Source organism: Flavobacterium omnivorum, assembly GCF_900099915.1.
Taxonomy (GTDB): domain Bacteria; phylum Bacteroidota; class Bacteroidia; order Flavobacteriales; family Flavobacteriaceae; genus Flavobacterium; species Flavobacterium omnivorum.
Window position 1 is genome coordinate 1 of sequence record NZ_FNDB01000005.1, and the last position, 19087, is coordinate 19087.

14 protein-coding genes are annotated in these 19087 nt (G+C 34.3%); 8 read left to right on the forward strand and 6 right to left on the reverse strand.

The window, feature by feature from the left end:
- Nucleotides 1-910 precede the first annotated feature (910 nt).
- Entirely contained in the window at nt 911-2101 is a 1191-nt protein-coding gene (locus BLS90_RS06885; RefSeq protein ID WP_091256844.1) for a BaiN/RdsA family NAD(P)/FAD-dependent oxidoreductase, read from the forward strand.
- 80 nt (nt 2102-2181) lie between these two features.
- Here the strand turns inward: BLS90_RS06885 and BLS90_RS06890 are convergent, their stop codons facing one another.
- From BLS90_RS06890 to BLS90_RS06900, 3 genes are all read right to left on the reverse strand, one after another.
- On the reverse strand, nt 2182-2565 hold the full coding sequence (locus tag BLS90_RS06890) for a DUF3037 domain-containing protein (RefSeq protein ID WP_091256847.1): 384 nt from the start codon (nt 2563-2565) through the stop codon (nt 2182-2184).
- Nucleotides 2543-3337, reverse strand: a complete 795-nt coding sequence (locus BLS90_RS06895; RefSeq protein ID WP_091256849.1) for a HipA family kinase — start codon at nt 3335-3337, stop codon at nt 2543-2545. The genes BLS90_RS06890 and BLS90_RS06895 overlap by 23 nt, the downstream gene beginning before the upstream one ends.
- A 274-nt stretch (nt 3338-3611) precedes the next feature.
- Nucleotides 3612-4454 (reverse strand): NAD(P)H-hydrate dehydratase, encoded by an 843-nt coding sequence (locus tag BLS90_RS06900; RefSeq protein ID WP_091256851.1) that lies wholly within the window; start codon nt 4452-4454, stop codon nt 3612-3614.
- Nucleotides 4455-4684: 230 nt separating this feature from the next.
- Here BLS90_RS06900 and BLS90_RS06910 point away from each other — a divergent pair, with 230 nt between their 5' ends.
- From BLS90_RS06910 to BLS90_RS06935, 6 genes are all read left to right on the forward strand, one after another.
- Nucleotides 4685-6223, forward strand: a complete 1539-nt coding sequence (locus tag BLS90_RS06910; RefSeq protein WP_091256856.1) for a S10 family peptidase — start codon at nt 4685-4687, stop codon at nt 6221-6223.
- Nucleotides 6224-6551: 328 nt separating this feature from the next.
- A complete protein-coding gene (gene gcvT / locus BLS90_RS06915; RefSeq protein ID WP_091256859.1) occupies nt 6552-7634 on the forward strand; it encodes a glycine cleavage system aminomethyltransferase GcvT in 1083 nt (360 codons plus the stop codon).
- A gap of 6 nt (nt 7635-7640) precedes the next feature.
- Complete coding sequence (locus tag BLS90_RS06920) at nt 7641-9683, forward strand: S41 family peptidase (protein WP_091256861.1); 2043 nt, start codon at nt 7641-7643, stop codon at nt 9681-9683.
- A gap of 15 nt (nt 9684-9698) precedes the next feature.
- Entirely contained in the window at nt 9699-10733 is a 1035-nt protein-coding gene (locus tag BLS90_RS06925) for an LIC11966 family surface protein (protein ID WP_091256863.1), read from the forward strand.
- Nucleotides 10734-10795: 62 nt separating this feature from the next.
- Entirely contained in the window at nt 10796-11509 is a 714-nt protein-coding gene (locus BLS90_RS06930) for a YebC/PmpR family DNA-binding transcriptional regulator (protein ID WP_091256866.1), read from the forward strand.
- Between the two features lie 538 nt (nt 11510-12047).
- A complete protein-coding gene (locus BLS90_RS06935) occupies nt 12048-14120 on the forward strand; it encodes a hypothetical protein (RefSeq protein ID WP_091256869.1) in 2073 nt (690 codons plus the stop codon).
- Between the two features lie 78 nt (nt 14121-14198).
- On the opposite strand, the gene BLS90_RS06940 is transcribed toward BLS90_RS06935, so the two are convergent.
- Nucleotides 14199-15239 (reverse strand): PLP-dependent cysteine synthase family protein, encoded by a 1041-nt coding sequence (locus BLS90_RS06940; protein WP_091256871.1) that lies wholly within the window; start codon nt 15237-15239, stop codon nt 14199-14201.
- Nucleotides 15240-15308: 69 nt separating this feature from the next.
- On the reverse strand, nt 15309-17369 hold the full coding sequence (locus tag BLS90_RS06945; protein ID WP_091256874.1) for a S9 family peptidase: 2061 nt from the start codon (nt 17367-17369) through the stop codon (nt 15309-15311).
- 146 nt (nt 17370-17515) lie between these two features.
- On the opposite strand from BLS90_RS06945, the gene BLS90_RS06950 reads away from it, so the two are divergent.
- Nucleotides 17516-17836, forward strand: coding sequence for a YbaB/EbfC family nucleoid-associated protein (locus BLS90_RS06950; protein ID WP_091256877.1), 321 nt, complete (start codon nt 17516-17518; stop codon nt 17834-17836).
- Nucleotides 17837-17922: 86 nt separating this feature from the next.
- On the opposite strand, the gene BLS90_RS06955 is transcribed toward BLS90_RS06950, so the two are convergent.
- Nucleotides 17923-18945, reverse strand: a complete 1023-nt coding sequence (locus tag BLS90_RS06955; RefSeq protein ID WP_091256879.1) for a threonine aldolase family protein — start codon at nt 18943-18945, stop codon at nt 17923-17925.
- Between the last annotated feature and the right edge of the window lie 142 nt (nt 18946-19087).

Consider the following 19087-nt stretch of genomic DNA (forward strand, 5'->3'; position numbering starts at 1 on the left):
TTTGAAGACTTAAATCCTCTTTTCTTTATCTTTTCTTACCAGTATCTCAAGGAACGTTGCGCGTTTTGCGGGGTGCAAAGGTAACATCCGTTTTCTAATCTCACAAGCTTTTTTAAATCTTTTTAGAAAAAAATTTCTACTCTAATTCGTTTTGCTTGCCAGTATTTAAATGAACGTTTGCACTTCTTGCGGGTGCAAAACTAACTCCTTTATACCGTTATTCAAGCTTTTTTAAACACTTTTTTTATCCTTTTCTTAACTTTTACTTTAACTTGCTGAAAATACGCTCCTTGAAAAAAAAGTTTTTTATGATTCACTCAACCTATCCAAAGATAAGCTTGCAAAACGGACCAAAATCTAGAGTTTTTACCATTATATCAATCTAGCATGTCTTGAATTAGCAATGCCTTTAAAACATTTATTGGTTCTCTGAGCCTCTTTATTGACATCACAGACAAGATTAATACTCATTTTAGGTCATTGACTGCAGTATCATCTATGAGAGTTAGGTTTTTTTGACGCCTGGACAGTTGTTCCTTGTTTGTTTCTTACGGTTCTCATTATATTAGACATTCTATACCTATATATAAGGTACACCGAATTCTAAATCAATTATACAACTCCCAGCGTTAGGGATAGTACCGTAAAGCCCGCAGCCAAGTGAAGTGTAACGCAACTTGACGAGGACTTGCAGCGAATAGCCCGGCCCTCTATAAAAAAGAGGCTACTACCCATTTAGATAATAGCCTCTTTTTTATAGAGGGAAACGCCCAAGATATAATCAAAACTTCTTTTTCAACTATTTCTAGCTACTGTTTTACATCACAATTTTAATTTAGTATTTGACACACTTAAAGCTATTTAAAAAAGATTCCGTGTTAAACGCCAAAACAAACCTTATTTTTGCTGCGTGAAGAAATCAGTTTCAATTATTGGAGGAGGTCCCGCAGCACTTATACTCGCTGCATCGCTCGATTGCAAAAAATTTAAGGTCACTTTATATGAGAAAAATAAAACAGTAGGAAGAAAATTTCTAGTGGCTGGAAAAGGAGGTTTTAATCTGACTCATTCAGAATCCACCAAGGAACTTATAGCACGATATACTCCAGCACATTTTTTACGTGAAGCGCTAAAGGAATTTGACAATCACGATTTTCGAAAGTGGCTCGATTCCATTGGCGTTTCAACATACGTAGGCAGCAGCAAACGCGTGTATCCCGAAATCGGGATCAAACCTATAGCGGTGCTGAACGCAATGGTAACTGTTCTTAAAAAACAGGATGTTGACATCCGTTATAATCACATTTGGAGAGGCTGGACATCTAAAGGCGCTCTCGTTTTCAATACTGATACTGAAATACAATCTGATTATACTATTTTTGCTCTTGGTGGAGGCAGTTGGAAAATAACCGGCTCTGATGGGTCATGGCTTGATCTATTTAAAAAGCAAAATATTCCTGTAGCACCGTTTCAATCTTCTAATTGTGGCTACGATGTAAATTGGCCGAAAGACTTTATTACTGAACACGAAGGCAGTCCACTTAAAAATATTGCCATGAGCTGTTTAAATAAAAGCCAAAAAGGCGAAGCGGTCATCACACATTTTGGATTAGAAGGAAATGCCATTTATGCATTGAGCCCACAGATCCGTGAAGAACTTCAAAAACACCAAAAAGCCATTGTTTGTATCGATCTAAAGCCTTCTTTACATTACACGGATGTCCTTCAAAAGATCCAAAAATCAACCTTCAAAAAGACAAGCGAAACACTGCAAAAAGAGGTTAAATTAAGTCCTGTTCAGATTGGGCTTTTGAAAAAGTACCTCTCAAAAGAAACCTACCTTAATCCAGCATTATTAGCAAAAAAAATTAAAGAGCTACCTATCGAAATTTTAGGCTCAGCACTTTTAAATGAGGCAATATCTACTGTAGGCGGCATACAACTTAATGCAGTGGATGAACATTTTGAATTAAAAAAACTGAAACAGTATTATTGTATTGGTGAAATGTTAGACTGGGACGCCCCTACTGGAGGCTACCTTCTTCAAGCTAGCTTTAGCATGGGCAAATATCTCGCAAAGCATTTAAACAGCCTTCATTAATAAATTTTTTATTTTATTGTTAGCTGCAAAAAGTCTTGTATTAGATCAAAACAGCTTTTAAAAAATTTATTTTCCTTTATTTATAACACCATTTCCTCAAATAAGCGCTGGGTTGTTTGTTCTAAATCAACGCATAACCCTGGATGTGGTCTTGAGGTTTGAATAGATGAGCTTCGAAGCGCTGTTAACCAACGAAAACGGGATGGAATATCAAATTGCGCAATAGGTCCACCGGTTATAGCTCCATTACTAATTTTTTGAAATGCTTCTAAATTTAATTGCAGTTGTTCCAAGTCTAATTCACTTGCGAAAATTTTGAATTTTGACTCGTCTATGGCATAAATTACCTTTATATATTTTGCTTTTTTACAAAAAAGAACAATACCCACATTAAGGAATTCTTCGCGTTCTACCCTTGGTACAACTCGGATTACGGAGTACTCATATAAGTGTTTCTCTTGCATTTTGGGCTTCATTTATAAAAATTTCAGAATGGTTCAATCGGATTAATAAAAACTGTAGATAGATTGCTCGAAGCGCTTCGGGAGCATCCTCGCTATCTTCCCACTTGAGCCATTCCTCAGGAATAAGGTTAACAATAGACTGCAAAACTTCTTTTGTTAAAATATTTTTGAATAAAACATCGGTTTCCTTCAACAAAGAAGCTTGTGGCAGCAATACATGATCTTTGATCAATGCAAAAGGACTTTGAGCCTGTTTTTCCCAATTGGTCCACGAATGATGAAAATATAAACACGCTCCATGATCAATCAGCCATAATTCCTTATGCCACATCAGCATATTAGTATTTCTATACGTACGATCTACATTAGTAATATACGCATCTAACCACACCACTTGGGAAGCTAGTTTTGAATCGACAACAGTGACAACGGGATCATAATTTATGGCTCCTGATAAAAAATGTAAAGCTAAATTAAGTCCTTGGCTACCTTGTAATAAATCTTGAATTTCTTCATCCGCTTCTGTTCTGCCAAATGCTTCATCCAGATTAGCATACACCAATTCTGGAATTTTTAATTTCAAAACACGGGCAATTTCTCCGCCAATCAATTCAGCGATTAAGGCTTTTACACCATGACCGGCACCTTTAAATTTTAAAACGTATTTAAAATCATCATCGGCTTCAGCTAATGCAGGCAAAGAACCACCTTCTCGCAAAGGAGTGATATATCGGGTAACATTTACGGTTCTTAGATGGGGGTTATTTTCCATAATCGTATTGGATAAAGCTATTTTTATTGGGTACAAACTTACAAATAAGTGGGATGAATTTAATTACAATTTTACAGAATAATCATGTGCCATTTATCATTCTAAAGAGGAATCAGTCTCCTAAATACTATTTTCAACCGATAAATCTATCAATAATAAGTTGTACAAATGAGTTATTCGTAAAAAATTTGCCAACAACATAATGAGATTCCTCCCTTATCGGAATGACAAAAGAAACAGAAATGATATACTAAAACACAACATACTACTCCACTTATTGTAAACTCAAATACGCTTTTCCAATATTCTCGATGACATTTGAAGCTATAAAAGACTGATAACCCGTTTCCGGCAAAGCAATATCAGCGGTTAAACCATGAAGATAAACACCCAGAATAGCCGCATTCACGGGTTCATAGGATTGGGCTAATAAACTGGTTATCATCCCAGTTAAAACATCCCCGCTTCCTGCTGTTGCCAAAGCAGCATTTCCAGTGGTATTTTCATAAATTGTTTCATCATCAATTATATGGGTTGGTGCGCCTTTCATAACTACAATCAAATTATATTTTTTTGAAAAGAGTTTTGTTTTTTCAAATTTATCTTCCTCCGACATCCATGTCCCTATCAATCGATCCAATTCTTTGGGATGTGGCGTGATAATGGTTTTTGGAACCAATAAAGAAAGCCATGATTTATTTAGGGATAAAATATTCAATGCATCAGCATCCATGACTAACGGCGCTGTATTGATTTTCAGGAAATCATGAAGTGCTTTTTGTGTGTAGAGTCCCTGTCCAATTCCTGGCCCGATTCCAATGGCTTGGGGAATAATATCAAACGTAATATTTGAGATGAATTTTTCTTGAACATCGGTCAAAACCATCACTTCAGGAATACTGATTTGAACAATTTCATACCCACATTTGGGAACAAAAGCAGTAACTAAACCACAACCTGTTTTTAGTGCAGCTTTGGAAGAAAGACAAACGGAACCTATTTTACCATAGCTTCCACCAATTAATAAAGCATGACCTTGAATGCCTTTATGGGTCTGTTTATCAATATATTTATAACGTTTTAGAATTTCTTTTTGGTCGATATAAATGGTATTCATGGTAGGATTTGTTTGTCTAAAATTACACATTTTAAATGAAAATTCTTTGTCCTACACTAAAATTTCGGAATCTATATGTTTAAAAATTTACTTGCGTACTTTCAAAGGTGGATTTCAAATAGTCTTTATTTATCGTAAATATGTTCTGACGGTATTTGCCATTGTTTTAAAAAACAATACATTAGTATCTTTAAATTTTGTTACTAAAACTAAATCCTATTAACCATCTTATGAAAAAAACACTATTTTTATTAGTATTCTCTGCATTTATAAATCATTCTTACGCACAACAAACTGGTTCTGAATCAAAAGAAACAAAAGGTCTTGTCAAAGATGAAAAATCTTCTCCTGCAAATCTTGTGTTCAATCCCGATCAAAATGTGGTTACAGAACACACTACAACCATCAAAGGACAAAAAATTTCTTACAAAGCAACCACTGGTACCATGCCAGTTTGGGACGAAGATGGAAAAGCAATTGCAGGATTGTTTTATACCTATTATGAACGCTCCGATGTTAAAGATCGTGCTTCCCGCCCACTCGTAATTTCCTTTAACGGTGGCCCAGGCTCTGCTTCTGTTTGGATGCAAATCGCTTACACCGGACCTAGTTTATTAAATATTGATGAGGAAGGTTATCCTTTGCAGCCCTACGGAATCAAAGAAAATCCATATTCTATTTTAGATGTGGCGGACATTGTTTTTGTAAATCCCGTTAACACAGCCTATTCCCGAGCAACGAGTAAGGAGATTCCAACCTCTACATTTTTTGGCATCAATGCCGATATCAAATACTTGGCCGATTGGATTGGTGGATTTGTAACTCGCACGAATCGTTGGGCTTCCCCTAAATATCTTATTGGCGAGAGCTATGGTACCACTCGTGTTTCTGGATTAGCATTACAATTGCAAAACAATCAGTGGATGTACCTTAATGGAGTGATATTAGTTTCCCCAACAGAGTTGGGAATAACGCGCGGAGTAGCCGCAGATGCAGCGCTCAAATTACCCTATTTTGCAGCGACAGCTTGGTATCATAAAATGCTGCCACCCGATTTGCAGAATAAAGATTTAACTGATATGCTTCCAGAAGTAGAAGATTTTACCATTAATGAACTGCTTCCCTCTTTAAGTAAAGGCGGTTCGCTTGACGAGCAAAAAAGAAAAGAGATTGCTACCAAAATAGCGCGTTATTCAGGTATTTCGGAAAAAGTGGTTATGCAAAATAATCTGGATGTTCCTTATGATTACTTTTGGAAAGAATTGCTGCGCGATAAGGGATTTACTGTGGGAAGATTGGATTCTCGTTATAAAGGAATTGATCGCAAAGATTCTGGAGATAGTCCAGATTTTAATGCAGAACTTACTTCCTGGCTCCACTCTTTTACACCTGCCATCAACATGTATTTGCGCAATAATTTGAATTATAAAACGGATTTCAAATACAATATGTTTGGATCTGTGAGACCTTGGGATAATTCCAATGATAAAACCGGAGAAAATTTGCGTCAGGCGATGGCACAAAATCCTTATTTGAACGTAATGGTTCAATCTGGATATTATGATGGCGCTTGTGACTATTTCAATGCAAAATACAATTTATGGCAAATGGATCCTAGCGGAAAGCTAAAAGAAAGAATGAGTTGGAAAGGCTACCGAAGCGGACACATGATGTATTTAAGAAAAAAAGATTTGGAAACGGCAAATGAAGACATCAGAGAATTCATTAAACTATCATTACCAAAAACTGGAGAAGCGGCAAAATATTAAGACTTAGAATTTTGCTATAAAAAGACAAATCAAACCTATTTTTGATTTGTCTTTTTTTGTTTAATAGCACATCGTACTTCTTGAAGAAAGAAATGAATTGAGAAAACAAATGCCCTAGCCCAGATTAAAATGGAAAGCCCACAGTCAAGCCTTTTTTGGCGAGACGAGGACTTGAAATGGAAAGCTGGAAATAGCTCCTAAAAAAATTGAAGTAATTATTATGCATTATTCCGAAAACGTTTGAAACTTTAAACTTTGGTTGCTCTCGCCTTTGTCACTCGGAATAAAAGCAATAAATTAGCACCATCAAATTTTATACAAAAACACAATGAAAAATACTGCGCTTACGCATATACACGAGAGTTTGGGAGCAAAAATGCTTCCGTTTGCCGGATACAATATGCCAATTTTATATGAGGGAGTGAATGCAGAACATGAAACGGTTAGAAATGCTGTAGGTGTTTTTGATGTGTCGCATATGGGTGAATTCTTGCTTACGGGTCCAAATGCATTGGCATTAATCCAGAAAGTGACTTCGAATGATGCTTCGACATTGACTATTGGAAAAGCGCAATATTCTTGTTTACCAAACAATGACGGTGGAATTGTAGATGATTTGCTGGTTTATAAAATGAAAGACGAACAGTATTTATTAGTCGTAAATGCATCGAATATTGACAAGGATTGGGATTGGATTTCGGGGCAAAATGATTTGGGTGTCGAAATGAAAAACCTTTCGGATGACTATTCATTGTTAGCTATTCAAGGACCAAAAGCCGTTGAAGCAATGCAATCATTAACATCCAAAGATTTATCAGCGATTCCTTATTATCATTTTGAAGTGGGTGATTTTGCTGGAATTGAAAACGTAATTATTTCGGCTACAGGTTACACCGGTTCTGGAGGATTTGAGATTTATTGCAAAAACTCAGAAGTGGAACAAATATGGAATAAAGTTTTTGAAGCGGGTGCTGCATTTGGAATTAAACCAATTGGATTGGCTGCTCGTGATACGTTGCGTTTAGAAATGGGTTTCTGTTTGTACGGAAATGACATTAATGATACTACATCTCCTCTTGAAGCTGGATTGGGTTGGATCACGAAATTCAACAAAGAATTCACGAATTCAGAAAATCTGAAAAAACAAAAAGAAGCAGGTGTTACCAAAAAACTAGTTGCTTTTGAAATGCAAGAACGCGCTGTGCCAAGACATGACTATGAAATTGTGAATGCTGCAGGAAATGTAATTGGAATTGTAACATCAGGAACGATGTCTCCATCAATGAATAAAGGAATTGGTTTGGGTTATGTAACTGCTGAAAATAGCGCTTTAGAGAGTGATATCTTTATCAGAATTCGTAAAAATGATGTTCCTGCCAAAGTGGTGAAATTGCCTTTTTACAAGAAATAAAAGTAAATGAAAAAGATTTCACTCTCATTTTTATTGACTACATTTTCTTTATTTGGTCAAAATGATGCAAAAACCTGTGAAATAGTTTCTAAAATAAACACGCTACTTCAGCGCGAACATTACCAACCAAAACCGGTAGACGACAGTTTATCGGTTTTTGTTTTTGATAGTTTTATGGATGCTTTGGACTCCAATAGGAATTTATTTACCCAAATTGAATATCAAAAACTACGTCAGCATAGGCTACAATTAGATAATTATATTTTACAAAACAATTGTTCATTTATGAATGAATTTGTTTCTGTTTATAATTTGGCTTTAATCCGAAAAAAGAAAGTACTTGAAAAAATACAAAAAGAGCCCTTTGATTATACTACTAAAGATTCTGTTAGATTCTCCAAGAAAAACTTTCCGTTTGACCTTGTTGCAACTGACCTAGAACATATTTGGAAAAAGAGAATTAAATATGATATTTTAGAAGATATTTCGAAATTGAGCACCAATTTAGATTCGCTGACTCAAAACTTTGCTACACTCGAAAAAACAACTAAAGCAAGATTATTCGATGCTAATTTATGTCAAGTCAATAGCATTTTAGAAACTAAAAACCGAATAGATGATGATCTTCAAAATACTATTTTAAATCTTTTTTGCACTTATTTTGACCCTCATTCCAATTATTTTTCACTAGCTGCTAAATCCAGTTTCATGTCGGGTTTATCAACAAGTACCCTTTCTTTAGGTTTGAATGTTAGCTTTAATGAGAAGGAAGAAATCATTATAGCTAAAATTGTACCTGGTGGACCCGCCGCAAAGACCAATAAGTTTGACAAAGAAGATGTTATTCTGAAAGTTTCAAATACTAAAGGAATAGAATATACCGTTTCCTGTTCTTCGATTGAAAGGATTGGAGAATTGATTTTTTCTGATTCCCAAACTGAAATTGAATTAACGATACAGAAAAAAAACGGGGCAATCCTGAAGGTTTTTCTCCAAAAACAATTAATGAAAGCGAATGATAATGCTGTTTACAGTTTTATTGCCGAAAAGGAAGCCAAAATTGGCTATATAAACATCCCAAGTTTTTACTCCAATTTTGAAGGCAATACCGTTCAAGGTTGTGCCGATGATGTTGCTAAGGAAATTGTAAAACTTCAAAAAGACAACATTAAAGGACTCGTTATTGATCTTCAAAACAACGGCGGTGGTTCGATAGAAGAAGCGATAAAATTAGCCGGAATGTTCATAGACATAGGGCCTGTGTCTGTTTTAGTTGACAGTAAAGCCAATCAAACTATTCTTAAAGATTACAATCGTGGGAGTGTTTACATGGGCCCAATAGTGCTGTTAATCAATGGAAACTCTGCATCAGCGAGTGAATTTTTTGCAGCAGCAATCCAAGATTACAACAGAGGAATTATTATAGGAAGCACGTCATTGGGAAAAGCTACGATGCAGTCAATTTTGCCATTAGACGAGCAAAATCAGCAAGATTTCGTTAAAATAACCATTGAAAAATTCTATAGAATTACGGGCGAAAGCCATCAAATAAAAGGCATTATTCCTGACATTTCGCTTCCAGTATTATTTGATAGTGTAATTCCTCGAGAAATCAGTTACAAAACATCTTTCAAAAATGATGTAATTAAAACCAAAGCGCGATTTAATCCATTGCCAAAAACGCATTTTTCAGAATTAATTCACCTAAGTAATTCCAGAATAAAAACTGCCACTCTTTTTGATGAAATAAGTATTGCCAATGACCAAATAAATGCACTTTACAACAATCCTAAAAAACCAACACGATTGGTTTTTAAAGATGTATTTAATGATGTTCACCAGATTGATTCGCTCTGGAAAAAGGTTAAAAAAATTGTCGATAGTCAGCGTAATTTTACTATTTCAAACACTTCTTATGATTTAGAAAAATTAAAATTTGATGCTTTTCAGCAAGATATTAATACGTTCAAAATTCAAAATCTTAAAAACAGTCCCTATTTAGAGGAAGCTGTCGCTATACTGAACGATTACATTAGAATAACCAAATAAACAAAACCATACACTATGAAATCAACCTTTACCTCACTTCTATTTTTGTTTACAGTAACTTTAGCTACTGCTCAAGAGTTTAAAACACCTGTGGACTATCTAAATTATATTGGTAAAGAAACGGATGTTATTACAAGAACTACTTGGAAATACACATCCGCAGTGGCGCACAGTAAAAATTCAAGAAAAATTGATGTTACTCGAAAAACATTAGTTCGAAGTATACAAACTGCCGCCAAAAAAATTGAAGCACTAAAGGAGGGTTACAAAGGAGATGTGGAATATAAAAACCAATTGCTAGCCTTTTTATCTATTTCCGAAAAACAAATTAATCAGGAATATGAAAAAATCATAGACATGCAAGAAGTGGCGGAACAGTCTTATGATTTTATGGAAGCTTTTATTTTAGCGAGAGATTTGGTTAATGCAAAAATTAATGAAGAAGTTGATAAATTGAATGCCAACCAAAAAATATTTGCCACCAAATATGGTATCCAAATAGGCGAGGACAATAGTGAACTGGGCAAAAAGATGAAAATCTCTAACGAAGTTTTTGAAAATCATACGCAATTATACTTAATCTTTTTTAAAGTGAATTTTACAGAATCTGTCTTAATGAAAGCAATAGCTGAAAACAATTTGATTGCCATACAACAAAACAGCAATGCGCTAGAACAATATTCAAACGAGGGGTTAGATAAATTGAAAACATTCAAACCGTATAAAAACGATTTACTTTTAGTTAATGCAACCAAAAAAATATTGGAATTCAGTAAAAAAGAAGCTTTAGAATTCGCTCCAGAAGTTATTGGTTTTATGATGTTGAATCAAAAATTTCAGGAAAGTAAGAAAACAATGGATGATAAAGCTACGAAGAGCCGAACAAAAGCAGAGGTCGATAATTTCAATTTGCTAGTAAATGAGTTGAATAACGAAGTAGGGACTTATAACAAACTCAGCACAAAGTTCAATACAGAGCGGTCAATCACAATCAATTCTTGGAATACAGCGGGAACTACTTTTATTTCAAAACACGTACCAATTGATTAATAAAAACATTTGAAAAAATAACTAATAGCTGTATTTTTGCAGTTCAAAATAATAAATTAGTAATGGGAAGAGCATTTGAATTTAGAAAAGGAAGAAAAATGAAACGTTGGTCAGCAATGGCCAAAGCATTTACCAGAATTGGAAAAGATATTGTAATGGCTGTAAAGGAAGGCGGACCAAATCCTGATGCCAACTCTAGATTAAGAGCCGTTATCCAGAACTCTAAGGCAGTAAATATGCCTAAAGAAAATGTGGAACGCGCCATAAAAAAAGCAACTGATAAAGACACAGCCAATTATAAAGAAGTTTTATTTGAAGGATATGCACCGCATGGAATTGCAATCCTAGTGGAAACTGCAACGGATAATAACAATAGAACGGTAGCTAATGTTAGAAGTTATTTCAACAAATGCAACGGAACTATGGGAACGCAAGGTTCTGTAGAATTTATGTTTGATCACACCTGCAACTTCAGAATTCCAGCAAACGGAATGGATCCTGAAGAACTAGAGTTAGAATTAATCGATTTTGGTGCTGAGGAAGTTTTCGAAGATGAAGACGGCATCTTGATTTATGCTCCTTTTGGTAGTTTTGGAACCATCCAGAAAGAATTAGAAAACAGAGGATTAGAAATTCTTTCTTCTGGATTTGAAAGGATTCCGCAAATCACAAAAAAATTGACAGAAATTGAAATGGCCGATGTGGAGAAACTTATTGAAAAATTAGAGGAAGATGATGACGTTATGAACGTGTATCATACTATGGAAGAGGCATAAACTTCATTAAAATTATACTTAAAACTCTAGCTTTGGCTAGAGTTTTTTTTTCGTAGTTTATGCACTAGGAAGATAGCCTCTGTAATTTCTTTTTTAAAGAAATCTCTTAGTTCGTTTGTAAATAGGTCGAAAACATTATTTGAACACAAACTAAATAATTGTTAGAAATGAGGTAATTGCCCTTTTGTTTTTATGAAAGTTTCTAGTACTAATTATTAAGACGTCATACTTTTTTTAATACGTTTACATTAAAATCATGTCGTTAATATCTTTTAAATAATAGACCGTAATTAAAAACAAAAAATTTAGCAAATGAGCATTTGTTAATATTTTTTACTGCTACCAAGTTTCTTATATTTGCTGACTTTTGCGAAATGCAACGCCCTCATAAAAGCGAAAGATAAAACTAGTAAGAGCACAATCATTTTTTGTGAGGCTATTTTACACAAGATAATTCCTGATTTAAAGACTTTAGTTAATAAGCTAAATTTCCAAATACAGAATATCGTTCTAAGGAACGCTTAAAATTATAAAATATATGACAAACAATATTCTAATTGAAAATCAATATAAAAGAAGTAGTTTATTTGAAAAAGAAAATGTAAACTATTTAGTTCGCATTTTGAAAAGATTTAATACTGTTCCAAAGATAAATAACATCAATATTATCACGTCGACTAGTGAGCCTACTGTTTTCAAAATTGTTCCCAATAAATCAATTATAATTGGTTCCTCCTTTTTAGACAAACCCATTTTAGCTTTAGTCTATTTAAGATATGGAATCGAATGGCAGCTATGGTACAAAGCTTTGAACGCCGAGAAAAAAGATGTTGGCTTATGTGATATTGCAGCTCTTGAAGTAATCAGAATATTTTATAATTTGCTACCTAAAGATGATAAAGAAAAATTAGAAAATCTTGATTATGTTCTCATTAATTTAATTAAAAATGACATCGATCTAAATGTTGAATCCTCCTTAATAAACGAAGAAATTCAATCTTTTCATGGTTTAAAAAATGCTAACACTGAGATCAAAGAATCTTGGAAACCGATCATCGAAAATCTTGCAAAACCCACAGAATACATGCTGATGTCTGGTGGTGATCTGAGATTGAATATCGACGAGATTCATTTGCTAAACAAATACGGATGTCGCCCATTCCCAAGACCAGATGCATTTACTTTTGCTTCTTCTACGGCTTCGAGCGTTTCTAATTTTGCTTTTGATAAAACAGATAAAGTGAGAAGTATATTGATTAGAAATAGCCTGAAAAATGGTTTTGAAAATACTACGATCGAATTTTCAGAATTGCTAAAAAATAACCTGCGACATATCTTTAAATTGAATGAGGAATGTGAAATAATTTTTTCTCCATCAGGTACTGATTCTTCACTTCAAATAGCAGCTTTAACGCAAATTATTTCCGATAAAGAGATAACACACATTCTGGTTGCCTCTGATGAAACTGGCAGCGGTGTAGCGGCGGCCTTGAAGGGATGTCATTTTGAAAATACTACTGCTTTAAATTATCCAATTAAAAAAGACACTAAAATTGAAGGTTTTAGAGAAGTTGATTTAATACAAATTCCTTTTAGAGATCAAAATGGTGCCTTAAAAACTGCTGTTCAATTAGATCAGGAGGTACTAGATGCCGTTATTAATACCAAAAATCAAGGTAGGCACATTGTATTGCATACGATGGACCAATCAAAATTAGGGTATCAATCTCCAAGCGACGAATTTATTAAAAAACTAAATTCTCTTAAAAACTTATCAATTCAAATAATTGTCGATGGATCACAGCTAAGATTAGATCCAAAAGACATACAAAATTATTTAAATAAAGGATATATTGTCACTATTACAGGAAGTAAATTCTTCACTGGTCCTCCTTATTGCGGTGCATTACTTCTACCTAAAAGTGTTAATAAATTAATTCATTCTGTAAAAAACACATTACCCAAAGGCTTAACCCAATATTATAATCGTTCTGATTGGCCGACTTCTTGGTTTTGTTCCAATGAGCTATCTGACGGCTATAATTATGGATCCTACATGCGCTGGAATGCCGCCATAGTTGAAATGGACAGGTATTACAAAACACCTATTTTATATCGAAATATGGGTATTGAGATGTTTTGCAATTTTGTGGATGACTCCATAAAAGAGGCTACTTTTTTACAGCCTATTTATGGTGATGAAACAAAAACCAAGAGTTACAGCAGTAAAGAATTTGGAATAAGAAACATCCGTACCATTTTTCCTTTCTTTATTTTCAAAGACAATGAAGTCCTATCTGTTGATAAAGTAAAAAAATTATACACTTTATTAAATTCTGATTTATCGGATCAGTTTGAAGGTTCTTCTTTAGAAATCATTCGTCTTGCAGCTCAAAAATGTCATATTGGACAAGCAGTTAATGTAAAATATACTTCTGAAATTGAAAGTGCTATTTTAAGAATTAGTTTGGGAGCCAGAGTAATTTCCGAAAGCTGGGTCAATAGAGATATTAGTCTCTTTTTTAGAAATATAGAATTACAAATGAGTCAGATCACAATTACTATTAAAAAAATTGAATTGATACTGAATAATCCTGAATTGTTAGACTAAATAAAAAAGGGTTCTTGCTTAAAGTTAAAAAAAAAGTCCCATTTGCAAAATGGGACTTTTTCATTTATAATTTTCAACTTATTTTATCATTTCAATTTTTTGAACTTCTTCTTCGTTGATGCTGTCAAAGAAACCTTGTTCGTTCATCCAATCATCGCTAAATACTTTACTCATATAACGAGAACCGTGATCCGAGAAAATTGCGATTACATTACTGTTGGCATCAAATTCACCTTCTTCTGCATATTGTCTTATCGCTTGCATCACTGCTCCTGAAGTGTATCCAACAAATAAACCTTCTTTTCTAGTGATTTCCCGGGCTGCATGAGCGCTTTCCTCATCTGTTACTTTCATGAACTTATCAATAATATCAAAATCCGTTGCAGATGGAATTAAATTTTTCCCCAGTCCTTCTATTCTGTATGGATAAATCTCATCATTATCGAATTCTCTGGTTTCATGATATTTTTTCAATACAGAACCAAAAGCATCCACGCCAAGAATTCTAATATTTGGATTTTGCTCTTTTAGGTATTTTGCCGTACCTGAAATAGTTCCACCTGTACCACTACATGCAATTAAATGAGTAATCGCACCATTAGTTTGTTTCCAAATTTCAGGACCGGTAGACTTATAATGTGCATCAACATTCAACTGATTAAAATACTGATTAATATAAACCGAGCCTTTTGTTTCTTCGTGCAAACGTTTGGCTACGTTATAATAAGAACGCTCATCATCAGCAGAAACATGTGCCGGACAAACATACACTTTAGCACCTAAGCTGCGAAGCATGTCTATTTTATCTTTAGAAGCTTTAGAACTAACAGCAAGAATGCAGTTGTAACCTTTTATGATACTGACCATTGCTAAACTAAAACCCGTATTACCGGAAGTCGTTTCAATTATGGTATCACCTGGAGATAAAATACCTTTCTTTTCAGCTTCTTCAATTATGTACAATGCTATTCTATCTTTTGAGGAATGTCCTGGATTAAAAGCTTCTACTTTAGCATAAAAATTTCCTTCTAAATTTTCAGTAACTTTATTTAGCTTAATAAGTGGAGTATTACCTATTAATTCTAAGACATTATTATAAGCAGTTATTTCTTTTTTCATAAAAAAATAGTTTATCGTGACAATTTTTAATTAAACACGAATGTTACAAATTTAACAAAAAAAATCTAATTAGTTTTTAATTCCCTCTAAATCTAACAAAAAGCTAAATTCTTTAGCTAATTCCTTCAGCGCTTCAAATCGTCCAGAAGCACCTCCATGGCCAGCATCCATGTTCGTATTCAAGTACAAAACGGTATCATTCGTTTTTTGAGTTCGTAGCTTTGCAACCCATTTTGCAGGTTCCCAATATTGCACCTGAGAATCGTGAAGTCCAGTAGAAACAAACATATTAGGGTAGTTTTGAGTTTTTACATTGTCATAAGGCGAATAGGATACCATATAATCATACGATTTTTTCTCGTTTGGATTTCCCCACTCGTCATATTCTCCAGTCGTAAGCGGAATCGTATCATCAAGCATCGTAGTGATTACATCTACAAAAGGAACTTGAGCAATTACTCCGTTGTATAATTCAGGCGCCATATTCACTACTGCTCCCATCAATAAACCTCCAGCTGAACCGCCTTCGGCATATAAGTGTTTAGGTGAAGTATATTTCTCCTTGATTAAAAACTTAGAACAGTCGATAAAATCAGTAAATGTATTTTTCTTTTTCAATAATTTCCCATCCTCATACCACTCTCTTCCTAAATCCTCGCCACCACGAATGTGTGCTATTGCAAATACAAAACCGCGGTCTAATATGGACAATCTTGTAGATGAAAAGTAAGCATCCATAGTCACACCGTAGGAACCATAACCATAAAGTAATGTTGGATTACTGCCGTCTTTTTTCAATTCTTTGTGGTAAACCATTGAAATTGGCACTTTGGTTCCATCCTTTGCTGTAGCCCAAACGCGTTCTTCTACGTAATTATTTTTATCAAATTTACCACCAAGAACTTGCTGCTCTTTCTTGATTTCTTTCTCCTTAGTTTTCATATTAAAATCAATAACCGACGATGGTGTTGCCAAAGATTGATAACTGTAACGCAAAATATCAGTATCAAAATCTACGTTGGTTGTAGTATTTGCGCTGTAGGTTTCGCTGCCAAAAGGCAAGTAGTACTCTCCGTCTCCATTCCAAGGCATGATGCGAATATGATTCAAGCCATTAGAACGTTCTTCAACCACCAAATAATTTCTAAAAATTTCAATATCTTCTAGCAAAACATCTTTACGATGTGAGATAACGTCTTTCCAATTATCTTTTGCAGTAGCATTTTCAGGAGTTTTCATCAACTTAAAATTAGTCGCTTTGTCCTTATTTGTAATGATGTAAAAAGAATCTCCAAAATGAGATATACTATATTCTAATCCACGCACTCTAGGCTGAAAAACTTTAAACTCTCCATCAGGCATATCTGAATTTAATGTTCTATACTCCGTCGTTAAGGTACTTCCTGATGCAATTACAATGTATTTTTTTGATTTTTCTTTCCCAACGGAAACGTTGAACGTATCATCTTTTTCATTAAAAACCAATACATCATCGGCAGCGTCTGTAGCTAATTTATGTTTGAAAACTTTATCAGAACGCAACGTAACTTCGTCTTGCCTAGTGTAAAAAATAGTTTTATTATCATTAGCCCATACTGAACTTCCGGTAGCATTTTCAATCTTTTCAGAAAACAGTTCACCCGTTTCGAGATTTTTTATTTGTATGGTATAAATCCGTCTTCCCATTATGTCCGTGCCAAAACTTACAAATTTATTATCTGGACTTATGCTTAAACCTCCCAATTGAAAATACGAATGCCCTTCAGCCATCTCATTACAATTGAACAAAATTTCCTCTGTAGCAGCAAGACTCCCTTTCTTTCGGGAATAAATAGGATAGTCTTTTCCAGTTTCAAAACGTGTGATGTAATAATATCCATTGTACAAATAAGGAACCGATTGATCGTCTTCCTTGATGCGGGCTTTCATTTCTTCGTATAATTCTTTCTGAAAACCTTTAGTATCCGAAGTCATGGCGTCATAATACGTGTTCTCTTGATTCAAATAATCAATGACTTCCGGGTTCTCTCTATCGTTTAACCAAAAGTAATTATCTAGCCTTTTTTCACCATGTTTTTCTAAAGTTTTGGGAATTAAATTAGCTATTGGAGTTGGAATATTTTTTGACATTTTCTGTGCTTTAATTTTAGTATTTGATGCTGCAAAAATAACACAAAGACAACTGAGGATGAGTTTATTTTTCATGAATATTTTATTGATTATGACTATGCAATATAGTAATTTTGTAAATCAAATTAATTTAAAAAAATTAAAACATGGATTTAATGGGAATGATGGGCAAACTTCAAGAGACCCAACAAAAGATAGAAGACACAAAAAAACGTTTAGATACTGTTCTAATTGACGAGCAAAGTACCGATAATTTATTAAAAGTTACTTTGACTGCTAACAGAACTATCAAATCAATTACCATTGACGACACTTTATTAGAAGATAAAGATCAACTGGAAGATTATTTGATTTTAGTATTGAATAAAGCGATTGAGAAAGCGACAAATGTGAATCAAAGCGAACTAGATGCCGTTACTAAAATGGATATGCCAATGATTCCTGGAATGGAAGATTTGTTTAAATAAAAAAGTTTAAAGTTTAAGGTTTAACGTTTTTTTGATCGTGATAAAAACTTTAAACCTTAAACTTTAAACAAATTCTCTAAGAAGAACTATGCTAACTTTTGCAGTGTTTCTAGTACATATGTGTGCATTACTTCTTTGTAATCTAGATGTGTAACAATTCGCAGTTTTCCATGGCCCATTGAACTGATTAAAATATTTTTTTGTTTCAACAATTCAATTAAGTTCTTCTCGATACAATTTGGAACCAGTGAAAAAATCAAAATATTAGTTTCAACCGGTTCTACTGAGGCTACCCAGCTCAACTTTTTTAATACTTCGGCAATTTCTTTAGCTCTACGGTGATCTTCAGCAAGGCGTTCTATATTGTTATCCAAAGCATAGATTCCAGCTGCTGCCAAATAACCTACTTGACGCATTCCGCCACCTAATATTTTACGAATTCGCAAAGCTCTATGAATAGTAGCTTTATCAGCCAATAGCACAGAGCCAATAGGAGCTCCCAAACCCTTAGACAAACAAACTGAAATGGTATCAAAGAGTTTTCCAAACGCTTTCGGATCTTGATTTTTAGCAACCAAAGCATTCCAAATACGAGCACCATCAAGGTGAAATTTCAAATTATTGGCATCACAAACCAACTTTATTTTTTGCAAATCCTCTAGTTCATAGCAAGCACCTCCACCTTTATTGGTTGTATTTTCTACACAAACCAAGCTAGTCAATGGACTGTGATAAAACTCCGGATCGTTAATCGCACCTGCTACTTGTTCCGCAGTAATCATTCCGCGATTTCCATCCAATAAACAACAGGAAACTCCGCTGTTAAAAGAAGCTCCACCGCCTTCATAATGATATACATGTGCATATTTATCCGCTATTAACTGTTCTCCAGGCTGTGTGTGCAATTTTATAGCAGTTTGGTTGGCCATGGTTCCTGAAGGAAAGAAAAGTCCTGCTTCCATTCCGAACATTTCGGCAACTTTGGCTTCAAGTTCAATGACGGTAGGATCTTGTTTGTAAACATCATCACCTACCACAGCATTTAACATGTATACCAGCATTTCGCGTGAAGGCTTTGTAATTGTATCGCTAACTAAATTTATTTCCATATTATTTTTTTATTTTTGATAAGGAGAAGCCACGACTTGTCCCTGCGTAAAATTTTTCTATTTTTGTGCCACAAATTTACACAATACCGTTTATTAATTCCAACTAGTTCCGTTAAAACTAAACTAATTGTAATACACAAAG